Below are 19393 nucleotides of genomic sequence, written 5' to 3'. Positions count from 1 at the left end.
TTGTTTTTTTAAGTAGAAGCATGTATTTATCAAATTATGATGATTCAATCTAGATAAAACAATGTGATATAAAACATAAGAATGAAGAAATCTAATCACATCTTGCCTGTTTTCAGAATAATTACATTCAATAAGTAAAAATAATTGCTGACTATGTTGATATAACCCTTATCAATGTAAGGATACAACATGTTAGAAGAGCAGCGTTATGAGATGGATAATTTAGTTAATCTCGCTCAGCCTTATGCTGTTGATAGTTTTGATGATGCACTTTTTACTGCATCTATGAATGAAGCTGATAACTGGCATCGCAAAAATAATGCTAACTATCAATCATTATGGCAAAAAATGCCTCAACCAGTTATTCCAGTTAATTTATTTAAAACTATGGATTTAGCCACACCCACACATCGTAACGGTATCTGGCTAAACAGTTCAGGAACAGGGCAACAAGGAAAGACACAAGTTTTCTTTGATGATGTCAGCCTAAAGCGCATTGAAACTGCAATGACGCAGATTTTCTATCACAATGGCTTAATATCAACCACTCCCGCTCGTTTTCTAATGTTGTCTCCTGATCCTCAATCTGGCGATCATGCTGGTTTTGCGACAGCTTTCTTAAAATTTACCCAATGTGCTCCCATTAAAGAGCTGGTTTTTACGGTGTCCGAACACGGTCAGTTTGATACAAAATTAGCATGGTCAACATTGCAACGTTGGGCGAATGATCCTGCGCCTATCTACATTCTTGGGCTAACCCTTTTCTTTGAACATTTATGCTTAAGTCGCCCTGATGCATTCACTCTGTTATCACCGATTAAAGGGCTAACCGGTGGGGGATGGAAAGGGATGACAAAACAACTTGAACGCCCAGATATTATTCAAGGATTAAAAGAAACTTTACATGCTCCCAATGTCGATATTCGTGATATTTATGGCATGACAGAGCATCCTTTACACTACATTAGTTGCAGTGAAGGTCATTTCCACATTCCTGCTTACTCTCGTTTTGCCATTATTGATGAAACAGGTGATCGAGCGCCAGAAAGGAAAGTAGGCCTTATCCAACTTGAAAATCCTTTTTTTGATTCATTAGCTTCTCAGCGCCTATTAACCCAAGACTTAGGTTTATGGGGCACACAATGCGCTTGTAGTCATCCATTACCCTATATTCACTATATCGGCAGAGCGACTTCACCCGAGGGCACTTGTGCGGCGCAGGTAAAATGACAGAAGCAATACACGTTCGTTTAGCAAACATTAAACAGTGTTTAATACACTGCCTTAATGAGGATTGGTTATTCTCTGATGATCCCATGACGCAAGCATTCTGCCTTAACCGTTTAACACAATGGGCTTATAGCGACGTATTAGCACAAAAAGTCGCTAATGAATTGGGGGGCAAATGCTGGCGAGCACCGAATAAATTACTCATTGTGGTATCAGAAAAAGATCCCCTAGGTACATTAGAGGCACTACTTGCTGGCTATTTAATTGGGAGCTCTATCCGAATAAAAGCGCGATTATCCACTCAATGGCTTTATCTTTTACGTGCTTATTTAGGTTTAAATGAAAATGAGTGTGAAATTCTTGATTGGTCGAGTGAAAATCAAAATGATGAGCGAATTCTTAACGGTGTTGAAGCGATTTTATTGGCGGGTGGTGATGCACTGATCCAACATTATCGCCAAGTAACGCCAGCACCAATTAAATTAATTGAGTTAGGGCCTAAAATAAGTGCAATGGCTATTTTAGGGAGATCATTACCTGATATTTCCCTTATTTTAAAAGATGTTTGTTTATTCAGACAGCAAGTTTGTAGCTCACCACGTTTTATCCTATTAGAGAATGAAAATTGCGCTCAACAGCTTTATCAGCAATTGTCTATGGCATTAGCGTCATTACCTCCATTGCCAGAAACAGTAAAGCTTCAACAAATGGCACAAGCACACGAATATGCATTATCTCGTGACTTGCTTAATAATGAAAAGCCGACACGCTACGACGCAAATTCGGGCTGGGCGATCACTTACCAAACCCAATTCTTACCTCAATATTGGCTTAATTTTGGCTTTCAATTAATTGTGGGCTCCGTTGAGCATCATTTGCAGTTAGCTCAAAAACAGTGGTTTGCGCGCTTACAAACATTAGGTTATCACGGCTCACTTTCATCAATTTCACCACAACAATATAGCTTCACTCGCTATTGTCCCATTGGCTCAATGCATTCTCGTCCAATGACAGCAACGCATGATGGCTTTTTTATGTTAGCCACACTGGTGTTTTTTTATTAATCAGGAAGGATAGTCACATTGAATAAACGGAAAATATTTATCACTGGTGCAACTGGATTCATTGGCTCTTATTTATTACCGAAGCTTGCAGAACTTGGTGACGAATTAACAGTATTGTGTCGAGAACCCAATAAAATTCATCCTAATCGTCCTGAATTGCCGTCAGGTGTGAAAATCATAAAAGGGGATTTATGCCAACCCGATACTTATCGTGAAGCCCTTGTTGGACAGGATATTATGATTCATTTAGCCGCTGATTATCGAGTCGGTATTGCGCCTAGTCGTTTTGAACATCAAAAAATGTATCAAACCAATGTTACTGGCACAGTGGATTTACTTAATGAGGCGAAAAGAGCGCAAATCCCTCAGATTTTATATACCAGTACCACAGCCGCACTGGGCGAAACTCAAGGTCTATTGCTTGATGAAACGCATCGTCATAATGGCTATTTTCGTAGTTATTATGAAGAAACAAAGCAAATTGCTCACGTATTAGTCGAACATCAGCAACAACAAGGTATGCCAATTAAAATTGCGATTTGTGGCGGTGTGTTTGGTCAAGGTGGTAAGAGCGTTTTAGCACAAACATTATCTGCTTTTTTCAATCAAAAAATTCCGTTTCAAGTCAGTACAAATAGCACCTTTCAACTTTGCCATGTTGAAAAATTATGTGATGGATTATTGCGATTACTTGCCTTAGATAAACCCCAAGAAACGGTTCTCTTTACGGGTGATGTTTTTTCTATGCCAGAGATTTTCACATTACTCAGTGAAATACAAAAAACGGCACCCTTACCTATCAAAAATCGCAGTAGTTTACGACCTTTAGCATGGATGATGGATAAACTTGCCTTACTTGGTTTCTCCATGCCACTTTCCTGTGAGGCACTGCGTATTATGGATGGAAGCACTTATACCTATTCATCTTGTAAAGCAGAACAATTATTAGGGTGGACAGCGGGTGAGCCTTTAAATGACTTTAAGACTTATGCCAGAAGCATTGCTGAACAAGCTATATTGCTGAATAAGGAGTCCAAATGAAGCCAAGGACACTTACTTCGCAATGGGGAAACGTGACGTTGTCACTAGAAACAGACCAGCTTCTCAGTATCAAAGGTGATACAGATAATGCGGTTTTTTATGGGCAAGGTTATGGTGCTGCCTATTTACGTTTGTGGCAACTCGACTTATCACGTCGAGTCGCTAGCGGTCGATTAAGTGAAGTGATGGGAAATGGTGCGCTTAGAACAGATATTTTCCAACGCCGATTAGGATTGGTTGAACTAGCCAAAATCGCGGAGCTTGAGGATAAAAATGCACAACCTAACAGCTGGCAAGCGATTCAATTTCAGCATATTACTGCGTATATCGCAGGTATTAACCAAGCCATAAAAGAGTTAAAAATCCGTCCAATAGAGTGTTTATTACTGCGTTATAAACCTGAATTTTTTACCACCACAGATAGTTATCTGTTAGGACAACTGAAATATTTTATTAATTCAGCTTGGCAATATGAATTATTTCACACTCGTCTAGCCAATCGACTGACGCCGTCTCAACATCAGCAACTTTTATCAACGTTTAGCCTTGAAGGCGATCAAATCCCGCCATTACCTTTAGATGAACAGGGGGAATATTATCCTGAAGTGATCGCTGCATTTAAAGAGGGATTAAAAGGCTTACAGCATTTAGGTTTAGCATCACCAGATACTGGCTCTAATGTGATTGCGGTGAATGGTTCTCACACCCGATCAGGAAAACCTATGTTAGCTGCTGATCCCCATATGGGACACGTTAACCCAAGTTTTAATCTATTATGCCGTTTAGAGAGTAAAGAAGGTTTAAGTGTGATGGGTTCACATTTTCCTGGTTCTCCGGGCATTATTGTGGGACGTAATCCTCATGCGGCTTGGGGAATGGTCGGCATTATGGCGGATAATCAAGATTTATATTGGGGACGTATTGATTTAGAAAACGAAAAGGTTGAAACAACACATGGATGGGAGCCATTAATAAAAAGAACTCACACCATAGGTTTAACCTCAAAGCGTCAACATACTTTTGTCACTTATGATTATTCACAAGGTCGGTTAATGTCTGAAAAAGCGGGCTACGGTTTATTTTTACGCTGGCCAGCATTAGATAATCCAAGTGGCGATATTACTTTTTATCAACTCGCAAAATGCCATAACTGGACATCATTTAGAGAAGCCTTAAGGCATGTGAAAAATTCCCCCATGATGGTGGGATATGCAGATATCCATGGGGATATTGGCTTACAGAGTATGGGGTATATTCCTAAACGCCACAGTGAATTAGGCAGTTTAGTATTGAGTTTAACGGAGCCATTACATCAGTGGCAAGGTTATGTTCCTTTTGATGATTTGCCTGCCGAATACAATCCTGAACGAGGATATGTTCTGTATGCGAATCAATACAGTGCTTCACTCTTTGATGGAAAGCCTGCGCTATCTAATCGTTGGCATCCACCAACAAGAGCGCTACGTATAGAGCATTTGATCCAGCAAACTCAAGAACATACGTTTGAAACTTTTCGTCAGATGCAAGATGACAAAACCGATCTATTTGCTCAAAAAGCACTCGCTTTTTTATTACCTTATATACCTGAAGATAAAATTCTTTCTCAATGGGATTGTGATACCCAACAGCTCAATGCATCACGTTTTTTTGATGTATGGATACAGCATCTTACCGATAGCGTTTTAGGGAAGGTACTAAAGAGAGGATCACGCGCACTGTATACGGATTTCTGGCCAAGTTGTCGCTGGAGTATACTCAATATTCTGCAATACCATCTTCAAGATTGGCAGTTTGAGCAAGATGCACTTTCTACCATAATTCGTGAAACCTATGCGAGCGCATTAATTGCCAGCCAGAAAATGGAGCGTCCTTACGTTGAATTTCAGCATAGTATCAAAAAACCATTGTGGCTTAATCGCCTATTAACGGGGCGTTATCCTTATCAAGGCGGTAATCGAGAAACTATTCATGCAACAAGGCAGAATGCTGATTTTTTGACGCAATCTCAAATAGGCAAGACCGACACCATTAAAACTAAGCCTTATACCTTTGGCCCTGGTTTTAAACTGATCGCCCATTTAACCCCACAAGGGGAATGCCACTATTTAATCAACACTCCAGCAAAAGGAAATCCTTTTTACTGGACATTGCGTCATGTATTGGAATGTTGGCAAGCAGGAACCCGGCAAAAAACCGTTTTGCCTCTTTGTACAAATAACCATTATGGTAATGATAAAAAGGAATAATTCATGGCAAGAATGAAACAATGGCAACAAACAGGGCATCCTGCTCGCTTATGGCATCCAATTTCAAACGATCGCATTCAATGTGAGCTGTGCCCTCGGGCATGTAAAATTCAGTTAGGCCGTACAGGGACTTGTAAGTTAAGACGTAATGAAAATGGCCGTTTAGTCACACTAAACTATGGCAAATCGGTACCAATGACACAAGAGTCGATAGAAACCGAAGCGGTTTACCATTATGCACCTGGTGAACGTATTTTATCGTTAGGTAATATCGGTTGTATGCTACGTTGTGATTTTTGCCAAAACTGGAGTACAAGCCAAGCCCGTTATGTGCAAGATAGTCATGTGGCTTATTACAGCCCTGAAGATGTGGTCAATTATGCATTAAAACACAATATCCGTGTGCTATCGTGGACTTATAACGACCCAATCGTTTGGCATGAATTTGTTATGGATACGGCGAAGCTTGCCCGTGAACATGGCTTAAAGAATCTCTATAAAAGTGCATTTTATATCAGCGAAAAAGCCATTGATGAATTACTAGGCGTTATGGATATCTTTAGTATTTCATTAAAATCAATGCAGGATAGCTTTTATCGTAAACATACAGGAGGGCGATTACAGCCCGTTCTTGACGGTATTAAACAAGTTTATGATGCGCGTAAATCCACAAATAGTCCGCATCTTGAAGTCTCTAACTTATGTGTGACGGGACGTAATGACTCACTGGAAGAAGCGAAGAAAGTCACAGATTGGATGCTTAAGTATCTTGATGCAGATATTCCATTACACTATGTTCGTTTCCATCCTGATTACCAATATCGCCATGTCGAACGCACATCGATCTCTTTTCTTGAACAAGCTCGTCAGCAAGCCTTAAATGAAGGTATGCGCTATGTTTATGTGGGGAATGTGTTTGATACAGACAGCGCTAACTCTTATTGCCCTGAATGCCAAACCTTGTTAGTGAAACGCAGTGGGCTAATTGCACAATCTCACTTAGATAATGGGCAATGTCCTCATTGTCATTTCCAACCTTCCATTATTTTACCTTGGGCTGATCCTAACACTGACAAATTATCAGAGCGTATTCCTGATAATTTTATTTGTATTACACATCTTTTCCGTGGTCCTGTTCAGGCTTGCCATATTGAACAAAAAAATGACTCACCGATTTATTATCAATTTATTACGCGACAGGGAGAGCCTGTTGGTCCAATCAGCACCAATTGTTGCCATCGCTTTATGTTGTCCAAAAGTAGCCCTAAAGCAGAGGGGATCCGCCTTTATCATCACCAAAATGAACCTTGCCAACTGTTTGAGGTTTACGATCGTGCTCACTTTCCTGTTACTGAAGCCGAAAAAACGCATCTTGGTAGCGAAAATGTGCCGATCACACTTATTCCATTAAAAGGACGCTAAAAATATGCCACTCAATAGAGGATGGTCATTAATACGTGCTCAACTTATTGCGGCTCAAATCCGTCAAGCGAAACTTGATGATAAAATACCGAATCTTCCTATTATTTATTTACCCGGAATTCTAGGGACTAAGCTTTTTGATAGACAAAAGCAGGCCTTTATTTGGGGTGATCATCGTAGTGTCTTTACAAAAAGTGATTATGAATATGAGTACCCCAGCACTCAGCATTCGCCTCGCGTATTAGCCACCGAGCAATTGCACGCATTTTCGATTGTCCCTTATTTAGTGAGCACTCTTGTCACTCAAGAGCTTAAAGATGTGCTTGAAACAGCATTAGGTTATCGCGAAGGGCAAGATCTGTTTTTCCTTGCCCATGATTGGCGAGCTGATCATCGAGTGCTGGTGGATACTATTGATAGAGAAGTTGATCGACTAAAAACTATTTTTGGCGAAAACCAGCCTTTTATTTTTATTGCTCAATCTGCGTCTAATCTTGCAATTCGTTATTGGTTACGGCATACCACACCAGAAAATAGGGCATTAGTCGCTAAGTGGTACGCTTTTGGTCCACCTTGGCACGGCACATTTCAAGCATTATCCATGATGGAGACAGGTTATTACGCAGGAAGCCGTTATCTTTATGGGTTCTCTCCTGATGATGTCTGTGGTTGTCCTTTTGTATATCAACTATTGCCGCCAAATCCTGTGGTAATAGATAGCTACGGCAGAGCATTAAATGATTTTGATATCTATGATGAGGCATGTTGGGAGCACTATCGTTTAGGCCCTTATAAAACATCAATCAGTTCAGCTCAAAATCAACGAGTGAGAGAAGCATTGGCAAAAAATTTACAAGGTGCTAAACGCTTTACTGATGCGGTTTCAGGTATTAATGCAGATGAACAAGCCGTGCCACAAGTATGGTATTTGAGTGACAACAATATCACGTTAAAAGCCGCCATTTATGGTAGAGATCGCTGGTATTTACAAGCTAAAGAGATTAAACGTGAATTTCCACAATTAGTGGCTCAAACATTAACAGTAGGTGACGATCACCTTCCTTTAGAAGGATTACTACAACATTGGAGTGCGCCTATTGTACGTGATCGTTATCAACATCCGTGGGGAAACAGTTTTGCTTTTATTAGCCAAGCATCAACGCATCGTGCATTAATAAACCATACCCCTAATTTACGAAGTTTAGCGTTTGATATTGCAACAGAGAGAAGGAAAATACACAAATAAATCAATCTTCATTGATTAATGATATTTTCATTATTTGAGAAATAAAGATAAACCCATTTCTTTTTCTTTCACTAATATAGGTAGTATTATTACTAAAGTTATATGTAATGAAACGTTTTATAAAAAATATAAAAATGTTATTTAATTAAAAAAGTTGAGCCAGAAAATAAAAAATCACATAATGCAAGCATCTCGCTGCTAAACTCTTAATTTGTGCGTAAACATATGACATCAAATATAAATGGAATTATCGATAATATTCGCAAAGCAATACAACATTCAACGCAAGGTATGATTGGACGAGAGCAACTTGCTGAGCTAGTTGTTTTAGCCGCCGTTGCTCATGAACATTTGCTTGTTATCGGCCCGCCAGGTACAGCGAAAAGTGCGGTTGTCCGCAGAGTTTCTCAAACATTAGGTGGACGTTATTTTGAATACCTTTTAGGGCGTTTTACTGAACCTTCAGAGTTATTTGGCGCCGTTGACCTCAAAAAACTAAAAGAAGGTAAAGTTGAAACTGATACCACAGGAATGCTACCTGAAGCGGATATTGTTTTTCTTGATGAGGTTTTTCTGGGCTCAACGGCAATTTTAAATACCTTATTAGGTATTTTAAATGAGCGTCGATTTAAGCGTGGTCATACCGATATTATTAGTCCATTAAAAGTGTGTATTGGTGCGGCTAATAATTTGCCTGATGATCCTAACCTCGCCGCATTCTCAGATCGCTTTCTTATTCATCTTTTTATTGATCCCATACCCGATCACCAATTAGAAGCTATGCTTGAAGGTGGATGGGCTTCAAGCCTGACTCATCTTTCAGCTCAACTCGATATTGCTCAATTAGATGAATTATACCTTGCGGTTAAAAATGTCGACTTAACACAAGTCAGACCGTTGCTGGCTAATGCTGTGCGTTCATTAAGAAACGCAGGGATCACGCTTTCAGATAGGCGCATTGTTCGTGTTCAACGTCTTATTGCCGCCGCAACCGTACTCAATAATCGAGAGATTGCGACAGAACAAGATCTCTGGCCTTTACTGTATGTACTGCCTACTGAAGATGCGCAACAACAAGGACGTGAAATCTTACGACAAGAACTCTCACTTTCAATGAATTCTCGATTATTTAGTTCCGTAGAAGAGGCGACATTGCAACCTCAGTCTCGTATGCACCGTCTAATTGAAAGAGCCACAGATGTTCTCAATGCAGAACCTGTCTCTAAAGCAGACATTGAACTGACGTTAAGAGAAATCGATGCCAACTTCTCAACAGAAATGTTAAGTGAAGAGCTTGCCGTATTACGTACACAATTAGCAATACAGTTTAGTCACTTATTATGAGCCTAACATTTCCACTGACGTGGCAACCTAATGCAATGCCACCTAAACCACAAGGAGGGGTTGCAATAGGTATAACGGCTAAACAGCTTATTGAGCGAATCATTCATCTGCCTGATGCTCAGCAAAAACGGTTAAAAGTGATCACCAGTCAGCATCGGCTGATTGTACTGGGGAAGCCGGCTGATTTACCTTGGATTGACAACATAACGCTGATTGCACCTTCTACTCAAACAGCAAAATTATGGCTCCCTATACATCAACAGCTTTTATTGCCTGATGGGCTGGTGGAGCAAGCCTTAGTGCAGCATTTTAAACGCCAGCCATTATTACTTTTACCATCACCTTCAACGGTGATCCCTTTAGATAATCAATGGACATTAACACCAAAGCTACAGGAAACACTCACCCAGTTGTGTTTCGAGTGAAATAGTGAAATATAATGTGATACAAGGATCGAATTATCATCATGCCATTATCCACAACACAATCCATCTCGTTACCCGAAGCACTACAACCTTGGCAACCTTGGCTTAGCTGGTTAGATCCCGAACTAATTCCTGCATTTTCTGATGTATTACAACGCCTGAATCGTGTATTGGGCCCTGTACAAGGAGCACAACTTGGTGGCGTACCTGAACAAGATGGTATTGGTCAAATACAGCGCAAAGGAAATTATCAAAATCTGCTACTTAGCGAGTGGTTAATGGCTGATGAAGTGCCTGATGAATTTATGAGACGAGCCATCAATGCAGAACATCTCTTTTTAGCACCAAACTATAAATCTCAACAATCTTTAAATCAAATCACCGTCCTTTTTGATACGGGAATTTCGCAACTGGGTGAATGTCGTCTAGTCCACATTGCATTACTTATTTTATTGGCTCAGCGAGCAGAAAAAGCGGGGTGTACATTAATGTGGGGAACACTCCAATCAATCATTCCATTAATGCCTTTAAACACCATAAATGATCTATATGAATTATTGACACGTCGAACTTACTCTCCTGTTTTACAAGAAAATATTACACATTGGCAAAACGTTATTAGCGAAGATATTGATGCACAAAACGGTGAGATTTGGTTAGTCACGGGCGCTCATCAACAACCTATATTGAAACCCATTGCATCAAGTCATCATATTGAATTAACGGCAGATGATTGTTTCAATAAAACGATTGATGTCAAAATTCGCACACCTCATTTTCAACGACATCTTGTATTATCAACACCGCCTAGTGCATTAAGCTCACAGATATTAAAAGGGCAAATAAGACCTCCTTCAGTGCAAAATACGCATCAACACAAACACAAAATATCACTGATGTTTTCGCCTGTTATCTCATTTCATGGTAGCGCGGTAGGTGTTACTTTATTAGGCAAACCTGGACTTCTAGTGATCAAAGTTCCACCACTGAATAGATTAAATCAAAACCGTGAACTTAAAAAACCGTTTGTATACCAAGTATATCCTGATGGTTACACTGTTTTGGCGTTACAGTGTCACGGGAGAAAGGTAGGCGCATTGCTTTCCAATAACAACGGACTCTATTTTTGGCAATTACCCAAACTCTCTTATATGCCTCGACCTTCTGATAAAGCGTTTTCAGCGGGTATTGGGCGAGGTAATACACTGGCTAGTGCTTATTTAGCTAATAATAATAAGGAATATTTCAGTTTATTTGTTCATGATAGGGCGAAACAGTTGGTCGCCTTTTCACACAATATTTATGCTGAAGAAAAAAATAGCTTTAAAATCGTTGAAGAGAAAGTCCTTGGCATAGAGAAAATAGCAGATAATCTGCTGGTATATATTTATCTCAATGAGAGTAGTCAATTAGTTCAAATGGTCACGGGTGCTGACTTTTCTCAAAAGCGTTATCAACATCAACTCTATTTCCCTCAATTTATTTCCTATCAAAGAAGTGCCTTATTTGCCTATTACCATAAATATACTGATGGTTCTAAATCAATCTCTTGTGCTATTTCATTAGATACTAATCGACAAAGTTGGCATGTCTATAATATGGAAGTTGATGAGGTTTATGGTTATCCAATAGACTTACCTCAAGGGTGGCAAGGAATAGGGCTTTTTCATCCTATACTCGATGGCTCTTCAGAAGTCGATTTAACCACCTTGAATATTTTGATGATCAGCCCAAACAAACGAAATATTGCCAGTTATTCAAACGGTGATATAGAAATTTTATATCGTGCAGATAATCCGTTTACACGTTACTCATTTAGCCCATCTAAAGGTCTTTTTGCTGCATTAACAGAGCATGCTCAAGTCGTTGTTTATGATGTATACCAAAAACAATTACGCCTAAATCTGTATACCATTGAACAAGAAGGTGACACCCCAAATGCGTAATGATTATATTCGTCACCCCATGTTATTGGGATATCGTCAGATCGAAGGTTTATGGCTACCAAATGACTGGTTTAACGAGACTCAACGGCTGACTTATTTAATAAAACATTGGCAAACTAATTGTCGTATTTATCGATTCGAACAAGGGGACGTTCTCTGTTTTGCTGAAAATAAAACGCTGGATTGCTCATCCATTGAGGGATGGCCTTTAATTCGTTACGGTCGCCTTTATAGCACAGCACCTTTAGATGATGATGAGCTCAAAAAGCTTCCTTATGCAGATCTTGCTTTAGTTCGTAGTGGTGTTGTAACAACACTTCTATTTTCACAAGCTGAACCTCTATCACTTGCTGATTATCTTGATATTAAAGAGATTCATTTTGAAGAAACTGATAACTACGCCAGTCTATATGAGATAAAACCTCAAGCATTGTCAGAAGAGAAAAATATTAGAACGATTATTGGTGACAATATTCCACCGGCAGATGATAAACAAAAGCAATTTATAAAAACAGTATTTGAAAACGCTTCGTCGTCATCTCAAACACAAGAACCTCATGCAAAAGCGTCGTTATCACTAACTCAGAAAATCATTAATAACTTTCTGACGCCCCAAAATCGTGAAGCGATGTACTCTTCATCTAAAACGACATCTCAATTATCACGGTGGCAACATTGGCTAAATAAGCTTTCAATTAAAAGCGGATTAGCCTCTATGATGAGTAAGCAACAAGCGAATTATATTAATAAAATGATGAAAATGTTTGAAGATGGTAATGTCGATCAAGCATTGCGTCATGGTATTCCACTGAGTAAGCATCAAGAAAACCAAGAAACTACGCCTTCACCTTATTTAGGGCGATTAAAAGGGCGAAATAAACTAGAAATATCAGACAATCAACAAGGACGTAAAAGTCTTTATTTTGGAGATGAACTGCAAAATTATTTAAAAACAACTTTATCGTCAACAGTTTATAAAGCTAGATAAAGCAGGGCGTAATGAAGAAGCGTTATTTGTTCTGGCTGAATTATTGCAAGAAAAAGAAGAAGCTCTAGATTATTTAGAAAGCTTTCAACGCTATCAACAAGCCGCTGAACTAGCTCGATTATGGGCAATGCCACCGGCTTATATTATTCGCTTATATTGCTTAGCGGGCGATATTGATTCTGCTGTTATTTATGCTCGCCTACATAATGCTTTTTCCTACGTCGTATTACAGTTACAAGAAAAAACATCCTGATATTGCAGATAAGATGCGTGAAGAGTGGGCTGAATATCTGGTTGACTGTGAAGATTATTTACAAGCTATCGATATTATCTGGCAATTAAACAATGAAATAAGTCGTAATAAAGCCAAACATTGGTTAGAAATTGCTTATCAAGCTGGTGGAGAATTAAGCCTACGTAGTATTGTAAAATCAATATTTTTATTACCTGACACTGTTCATTTATATCAAGATGATATTAAAAAGGTATGTAACGATCCACTTGCCACTATTCAACGCGCCATTTTAGTCAGAGAGCTATTAGCATTACCTAAGCAAACCAAATTAACTGAACAACTGATTAATCAATTAATTCGACCTATTATAGTTGATCAATATGGTGCTCATTCTGTATTAGAGAGAAAAGAAATTAGCCAATTTATTCATAAAAGTACGAATAAATTATTTAAAGTCGATATCCCTCAGAGTGATATTCCAGAACCTAAATGCTATTCACTAGATGCGCAAAATCACTTTATTTCTGCCACTATTCCAGAACAAGGGCTTTATGCTATTTACGATGTCGTTGCCTTAAATGATCACCAATATCTTATCGCATTAGGCGAATCTGGAGTGTTGTTAACAGATAAAGCAGGAAAGCAACTTTGGCATCAATTAACTCCAACTTATCATATTGTTATCGCAGAAAATAACCAAAGCGCTTTATTGTTGGCACCAAGGGGTGATTATTTCCAGATTAGTTCATTAGCAATCACAACACAGTTTATCCAAGAACTTGGTACGCTAAAATGTACTGTTTTCACCCGTAATTTTGATGGTGTTTTTTGGACTATTGCCATTCACAATGCCGTTCACGTTGTTGATACTAAAAATGACTTTAAAATAGTTTGGAATGTGGATTCGTTGAATGGTGATATTATCGAGCTTCTTCGTCACAATGGCGCCGAATATTGGCTAATTAATAGTGAACCCAACGAACGCTGGTCGTATACATTACCCAATCGTTGGTTAACTCAGCGAGAAAGCTTATCTCATACTTTTAGTGAGGGATGCAAATATGACCTGATGTCTCACTCATATTATACTGTAAAACATGATAAATGCGTGCTCACATCAATAAACTCACACTATACCCAACGTTTTACAGTTGCCTAATACTCAATCGATTGAAGAACAACATTCTTTGCATTTAATTTCAAGATCAGCAAAATTAATTTATTGGCAAAAAGATGAATTAACGATATTTCGTTTATATAACAATCAAAATCACTGCACCTTTGAACTTAAATGGCCCACAATTTTCGCACCACAATATCGAAATGAATTTAGTCAATGGTATTTTTTCGACAAAACAGGGCGTTTGGTGCATTTTAACTGGGATAATGGGCGAGTAAATACATTGAGTTTGCTTTTAAAATAAAAACCAACATTTCAGTGATTATCGAAGTGTTTTGCCTTTTTTTATAAATACACTCGTCGTTACAAATAAAGGAGAACACCCGTGATTGCCGTAATATTTGAAGTAAAAATCAAACCCGGAAAACAAGATCGTTATTTAGCTTTAGCTGCTGACTTAAAACCGTTACTAACAGGTATTGAAGGATTTATTTCAATAGAGCGGTTTCAAAGTTTATCAACCGAAGGCAAATTATTATCACTGTCTTGGTGGGAAAATGAAGACGCTGTTTTACAGTGGAAGAAAAATATCTTACATAAAAATGCGCAACAAGAAGGTCGAAAATCTATTTTCGATTTTTACAAAATTAGCATTACTTCTTTGGCTCGTGAATATTCATTTGATGCAGAAAATCTGTAATTAAATAGGCTCGTGACCTTGCCACAATTAACGTTATTCCACTATTAATGACTGGCATGCTATCAAAAGGACGTCAATTTCAAATGACCAAAGTGATAAAATCGGAATATCAACACACCGTAGAGTCAGCAATAGCAGCTGTTGGTGCCGCAATATCTGATATTTCCAGAGTCAAAATACTCTGTGCATTGATGGATGGAAGGGCGTGGACAGCGACTGAGTTAGGTATTGCGGCTGATATCGCTGCCTCTACGGCAAGTAGCCATTTATCCAAATTACTCACTAGCGGTCTTATCTCTGTAATATCTCAAGGTAAATATCGTTATTTCCGATTGGCTAACGATGAAATTGCCAATGTTATTGAAAATTTAATGTGCTTTTCAACAGATCATGTTTCACAAGCTAAAATCACAACCCCCAAACACTTAAGGAGAGCACGCACTTGTTATAATCATTTAGCCGGTGAGGTTGCCGTTGATATTTACCATTCACTTTGTCAGCAAAAATGGATAACCGAAGATGGTTGTGCTATTACGACATTAGGTCTTGAGCAATTTAAAAATATGGGTATTGAATTTCAAGCAACGCATTCTCGTAATATTTGCTGTCCATGTTTAGATTGGAGTGAACGTCGTTTTCATTTAGGCGGACAAATTGGGGCTGTTTTTCTTAATTACGCAGAGACGCAAGCATGGTTAACTCGCCATCAAGGATATAGGGAAGTGACTATCAGTGAGAAGGGGTATAAAGTATTGGCTCAACACTTTGATATAAAAAAAGAAATAATGTGTATTTGAATAATGAAACTAGTCGGTAGCAAAATTAATGAATAATATAGATCTTTTATTTAACAAGTTATCCAAATCAACTTTTCGGCAAAAATTTAAATTAGGACCCAAAGAGCGACAATACTGTATCGATAAAGGTCCCGATACTATCGATCAACATGCTTTAGATTTTATTCAAAAGCGCTTGGCCACTGAAGAACCTAAAAATGATGGTAAGCAAACTCCAATGCGAGGACATCCTGTATTTATTGCTCAGCATGCAACAGCGACGTGTTGTCGTGGATGTTTAAAAACCTGGCATGGTATAGAAAAACATCGTCAATTAACGGAAGAAGAGCAGGCATATATTGTTCAAGTCATTCATCGTTGGCTAGTTAATCAAATGAACGCTTAAGGTTAATCAATTGAGTTAGAAGTGATGTTATTAAATGCTTAATAATCTCGGTTTGAGGAATATGGGTGTGGGTGAACTGGCTGTTTTAATCTCCAACCTCCATTTAACATAATATACATTATGCGAACCTTGATATCTAAATACGGATAGGCATTGAAATCTCTATTTTGGGCTGGTTGATTATGTTAATTGAGTCTTTTTTACTGACTCTTTATGTTCAAGAGTTATTGACTCACCTTTGACGCCAAACAAAAATATCACCGTATATTACTTCTATAATTACCCACTTATTCATTGATACAGATGTGGTCACATGGTTAATAAACTGAATCTTAACTGGCCTGAATTTTTAGAAAAATACTGGCAAAAAAAAACCTGTTGTACTGAAAAATGCATTTCCTAATTTTGTTGACCCAATCACACCAGATGAACTGGCTGGTTTGGCAATGGAACCAGAAATTGACAGCCGCCTTGTCAGCCTGACTGGCAACAAATGGCAGGCAAGTCACGGCCCGTTTGAAGACTTCAGCGAATTAGGCGAAGAAGGATGGTCACTGCTGGTGCAGGCTGTCAATCATTGGCATATGCCAGCGGCTGAACTCGTGAAACCGTTTCGAGTGTTACCAGAATGGCGTCTTGATGACTTGATGATCTCCTATTCCGTGCCTGGTGGTGGTGTCGGACCACATATTGACAACTATGATGTTTTTATCATTCAAGGTATGGGACGTCGTCGCTGGCGCGTGGGCGATGCCCTACCTATGCGCCAGTTCTGCCCGCACCCCGCCTTACTCCATGTTGATCCCTTTGAGCCAATTATTGATGTGGAAATGTCACCAGGAGATATTTTGTATATTCCACCTGGGTTTCCTCACGATGGTTTCACCTTTGAAGATACCATGAACTATTCAGTTGGTTTTCGTGGACCCAATGGCCGTGATTTACTGAGTAGCTTTGCAGACTATGCACTGGAACAAGATCTGGGGGGCATAAATTATGGCGATCCTAACCTGACAGTGCGTGATAATGCAGGAAAAATGGAGACTTATGAAGTTGAACGCCTACGTGCCATGATGATTGAAATGATCAATAAACCTGATGATTTTGAACAGTGGTTAGGCCGTTTTGCAACGACGCCGCGCCATGAGCTAGATATTGCACCTTCAGAACCGCCTTATCAACCAGAAGAAATATTGAATGCGCTGAATGACGGTGAAAAATTGATCCGCCTAAGCGGACTACGCGTCCTACGCATCGGAGACCATTTCTTTGTAAATACAGAGGGTTGGGCGACCAAAGAAACACAAGGAGCAGATGCATTGTGCCGGTTTACGGAGGTTGGCGCAGAGGAACTCGGTGAAGCATTGAAGAACCCAGCCTTTGTTGCGGAATTAACCGAATTTATCAATCAAGGATATTGGTACTTCGAAGAATAAGCGATATCTGCTGGATCTGATAAAACACCTGCTTGCAGGTGTTTTATTTTATCGTTTCCGCCCTTCTTTTTTCTAAATCAAATAGTACTGGCTTAATTACAATAAAATAAAGTGTAATTTTGCTCATATCATCATCACTAATTTATTAATGTAAGCCTAAACACTAATGCAACCAATGTGACTGTTAGCACAGGGATCGTCATAATAATGCCCGTTTTAAAGTAATAGCCCCATGTAATGGTCATATTTTTTTGCGACAAAACATGCAACCATAATAATGTTGCTAAACTTCCTATTGGCGTAATTTTGGGTCCTAAATCTGCACCAATGATATTGGCATAAATCATTGCTTCTTGAATTAAACCAGTGGCATTACTACCTTCAATAGATAAAGCTCCAACAAGAACAGTGGGCATATTATTCATAATTGATGATAAGAATGCAGTGATATATCCCGTTCCTAGTGTTGCAACCCATACACCTTTATTTGATAGAAAATCAAGAACTTCCGATAAGTATTGAGTCAAGCCTGCGTACGTAATCCATAAACAACAAGATACATACCAAGGGAGAAAATCACAATTTGCCAAGGTGCACTTCGTAAAACTTTCCGAGTATTAATTGTCTTTCCCTGTGCCGCGATAAACCACAAAATTACCGCACCAACAGCGGCAATGGCACTAATTGGAATACCCAAAGGTTCTAGTATGAAAAAACCCAGTAATAAAAGAAACAATACTAGCCAACCTGCTTTAAATGTTCTCACATCTTTAATCACTGTCGCAGGCATCGCTAATTTAGATATATCATATTGTTGAGGAATATCTTTGCGGAAAAACCAATGTAACATGATCAATGTCGCGATAATAGCGGCGATATCAACAGGGATCATTACTGAAGCATATTCCGTAAATCCGATATTAAAGAAATCAGCAGAGACGATATTAACTAGATTTGAAACAATTAAAGGCAAACTTGCTGTATCTGCAATAAATCCTGCCGCCATCACAAAAGCTAATGTTGTACCTTTGCTAAACCCGAGAGCTAACAACATTGCAATCACTATGGGAGTTAAGATAAGCGCTGCGCCATCATTGGCAAAAAGAGCTGCAACGGATGCACCTAACAGAATAATATAGCTAAATAAAAGGCGACCTTTACCACCGCCCCATTTGGCGACATGAAGTGCAGCCCATTCGAAGAAACCACTTTCATCAAGGATCAAGCTAATGATAATGACAGCCACAAAGGTAGCAGTTGCATTCCATACAATATTCCAAACCACTGGAATATCTTGAAGACTAATAACGCCTAGTAATAGTGCGGCTAATGCACCAATTGTTGCACTCCAGCCGATCCCCAAACCTTTAGGTTGCCAAATAACAAAAGTAATTGTCAGAACAAATATTAATACAGCAATAAGCATAAAAACCTCTCACAGAAGGCCTATCATACAGATAGGTCATATCTGTTATTTCATATATATTTCAATAAAAATTTTTATTCAGATCAGCAACTAACCGATCCTTTTTTTTCAATAAATTGAAGTAATTCTGCGATTTTACTTTTCTCGGCCTCATAGGTGACTTCAATAATATTTTTCACCCACGGTAATAATGTAGGAGACAAACGATAATGAACCCATTTCCCATGTTTAGAATCAAGTAATAGTCCGCTTTCCTTCAACATAGCTAGGTGGCGAGACGTTTTCGGTTGAGATAAATTGAGAGTTGTATAGATATCACAAACACATAATTCACCCGATGCT

At 38.9% G+C, this 19393-nt stretch carries 16 protein-coding genes and 2 pseudogenes; 16 read left to right on the top strand and 2 right to left on the bottom strand.

Features of this window, described 5'->3' with window-relative positions:
• The first annotated feature begins 189 nt into the window (after positions 1 to 189).
• From BHE89_RS10905 to BHE89_RS10830, 16 genes and pseudogenes are all read left to right on the top strand, one after another.
• A complete protein-coding gene (locus BHE89_RS10905; RefSeq protein ID WP_069369185.1) occupies positions 190 to 1230 on the top strand; it encodes a LuxE/PaaK family acyltransferase in 1041 nt (346 codons plus the stop codon).
• Positions 1227 to 2294: an acyl-CoA reductase gene (locus tag BHE89_RS10900; protein ID WP_128860477.1), complete on the top strand. Its 1068-nt coding sequence runs from the start codon at positions 1227 to 1229 to the stop codon at positions 2292 to 2294. The genes BHE89_RS10905 and BHE89_RS10900 overlap by 4 nt, the downstream gene beginning before the upstream one ends.
• Before the next feature lie 18 nt (positions 2295 to 2312).
• Positions 2313 to 3335: an NAD-dependent epimerase/dehydratase family protein gene (locus BHE89_RS10895; protein WP_286139055.1), complete on the top strand. Its 1023-nt coding sequence runs from the start codon at positions 2313 to 2315 to the stop codon at positions 3333 to 3335.
• Positions 3332 to 5581, top strand: coding sequence for a penicillin acylase family protein (locus BHE89_RS10890; protein WP_069369188.1), 2250 nt, complete (start codon positions 3332 to 3334; stop codon positions 5579 to 5581). The genes BHE89_RS10895 and BHE89_RS10890 overlap by 4 nt, the downstream gene beginning before the upstream one ends.
• Before the next feature lie 3 nt (positions 5582 to 5584).
• Positions 5585 to 7003 (top strand): AmmeMemoRadiSam system radical SAM enzyme, encoded by a 1419-nt coding sequence (gene amrS / locus BHE89_RS10885; protein ID WP_069369189.1) that lies wholly within the window; start codon positions 5585 to 5587, stop codon positions 7001 to 7003.
• 4 nt (positions 7004 to 7007) lie between these two features.
• Positions 7008 to 8249, top strand: a complete 1242-nt coding sequence (locus BHE89_RS10880; RefSeq protein WP_069369190.1) for a lipase/acyltransferase domain-containing protein — start codon at positions 7008 to 7010, stop codon at positions 8247 to 8249.
• Between the two features lie 225 nt (positions 8250 to 8474).
• Complete coding sequence (locus tag BHE89_RS10875; RefSeq protein WP_069369191.1) at positions 8475 to 9593, top strand: AAA family ATPase; 1119 nt, start codon at positions 8475 to 8477, stop codon at positions 9591 to 9593.
• Positions 9590 to 10018, top strand: coding sequence for a bpX5 domain-containing protein (locus BHE89_RS10870; protein WP_069369192.1), 429 nt, complete (start codon positions 9590 to 9592; stop codon positions 10016 to 10018). The genes BHE89_RS10875 and BHE89_RS10870 overlap by 4 nt, the downstream gene beginning before the upstream one ends.
• Positions 10019 to 10059: 41 nt before the next feature.
• On the top strand, positions 10060 to 11964 hold the full coding sequence (locus BHE89_RS10865) for a hypothetical protein (protein ID WP_069369193.1): 1905 nt from the start codon (positions 10060 to 10062) through the stop codon (positions 11962 to 11964).
• Complete coding sequence (locus tag BHE89_RS10860) at positions 11957 to 12952, top strand: bpX6 domain-containing protein (RefSeq protein WP_128860476.1); 996 nt, start codon at positions 11957 to 11959, stop codon at positions 12950 to 12952. Before BHE89_RS10865 ends, BHE89_RS10860 begins: the two co-directional genes overlap by 8 nt.
• Positions 12953 to 12995: 43 nt before the next feature.
• The gene (locus tag BHE89_RS10855; RefSeq protein ID WP_128860475.1) at positions 12996 to 13205 is read left to right on the top strand and encodes a hypothetical protein; all 210 of its coding nucleotides are present in this window, start codon (positions 12996 to 12998) and stop codon (positions 13203 to 13205) included.
• Between the two features lie 13 nt (positions 13206 to 13218).
• On the top strand, positions 13219 to 14346 hold the full coding sequence (locus BHE89_RS10850; protein WP_128860474.1) for a hypothetical protein: 1128 nt from the start codon (positions 13219 to 13221) through the stop codon (positions 14344 to 14346).
• A gap of 346 nt (positions 14347 to 14692) precedes the next feature.
• Positions 14693 to 15007: an antibiotic biosynthesis monooxygenase family protein gene (locus BHE89_RS10845; protein WP_069369195.1), complete on the top strand. Its 315-nt coding sequence runs from the start codon at positions 14693 to 14695 to the stop codon at positions 15005 to 15007.
• A gap of 83 nt (positions 15008 to 15090) precedes the next feature.
• Positions 15091 to 15804, top strand: a complete 714-nt coding sequence (locus BHE89_RS10840; RefSeq protein WP_128860473.1) for an ArsR/SmtB family transcription factor — start codon at positions 15091 to 15093, stop codon at positions 15802 to 15804.
• Between the two features lie 28 nt (positions 15805 to 15832).
• Complete coding sequence (locus tag BHE89_RS10835; RefSeq protein WP_069369197.1) at positions 15833 to 16189, top strand: DUF4186 domain-containing protein; 357 nt, start codon at positions 15833 to 15835, stop codon at positions 16187 to 16189.
• Between the two features lie 313 nt (positions 16190 to 16502).
• Positions 16503 to 17625: pseudogene (locus BHE89_RS10830) on the top strand (ribosomal protein uL16 3-hydroxylase).
• A 137-nt stretch (positions 17626 to 17762) separates the two neighbouring features.
• Here the strand turns inward: BHE89_RS10830 and BHE89_RS10825 are convergent.
• Together BHE89_RS10825 and BHE89_RS10820 are read right to left on the bottom strand one after the other, a co-directional pair.
• Positions 17763 to 19051 (bottom strand): annotated as a pseudogene (locus BHE89_RS10825) (arsenic transporter).
• Between the two features lie 83 nt (positions 19052 to 19134).
• Positions 19135 to 19393 (bottom strand): metalloregulator ArsR/SmtB family transcription factor (locus BHE89_RS10820; protein ID WP_128860472.1); only part of this gene is annotated, 259 nt, incomplete at its 5' end.

It is taken from the genome of Shigella sp. FC1967 (assembly GCF_001743005.1).
Lineage (GTDB): Bacteria > Pseudomonadota > Gammaproteobacteria > Enterobacterales > Enterobacteriaceae > Proteus.
Note: the sequence above shows the minus strand (reverse complement) of the source record. Positions and strands in the feature narration are given on the sequence as shown.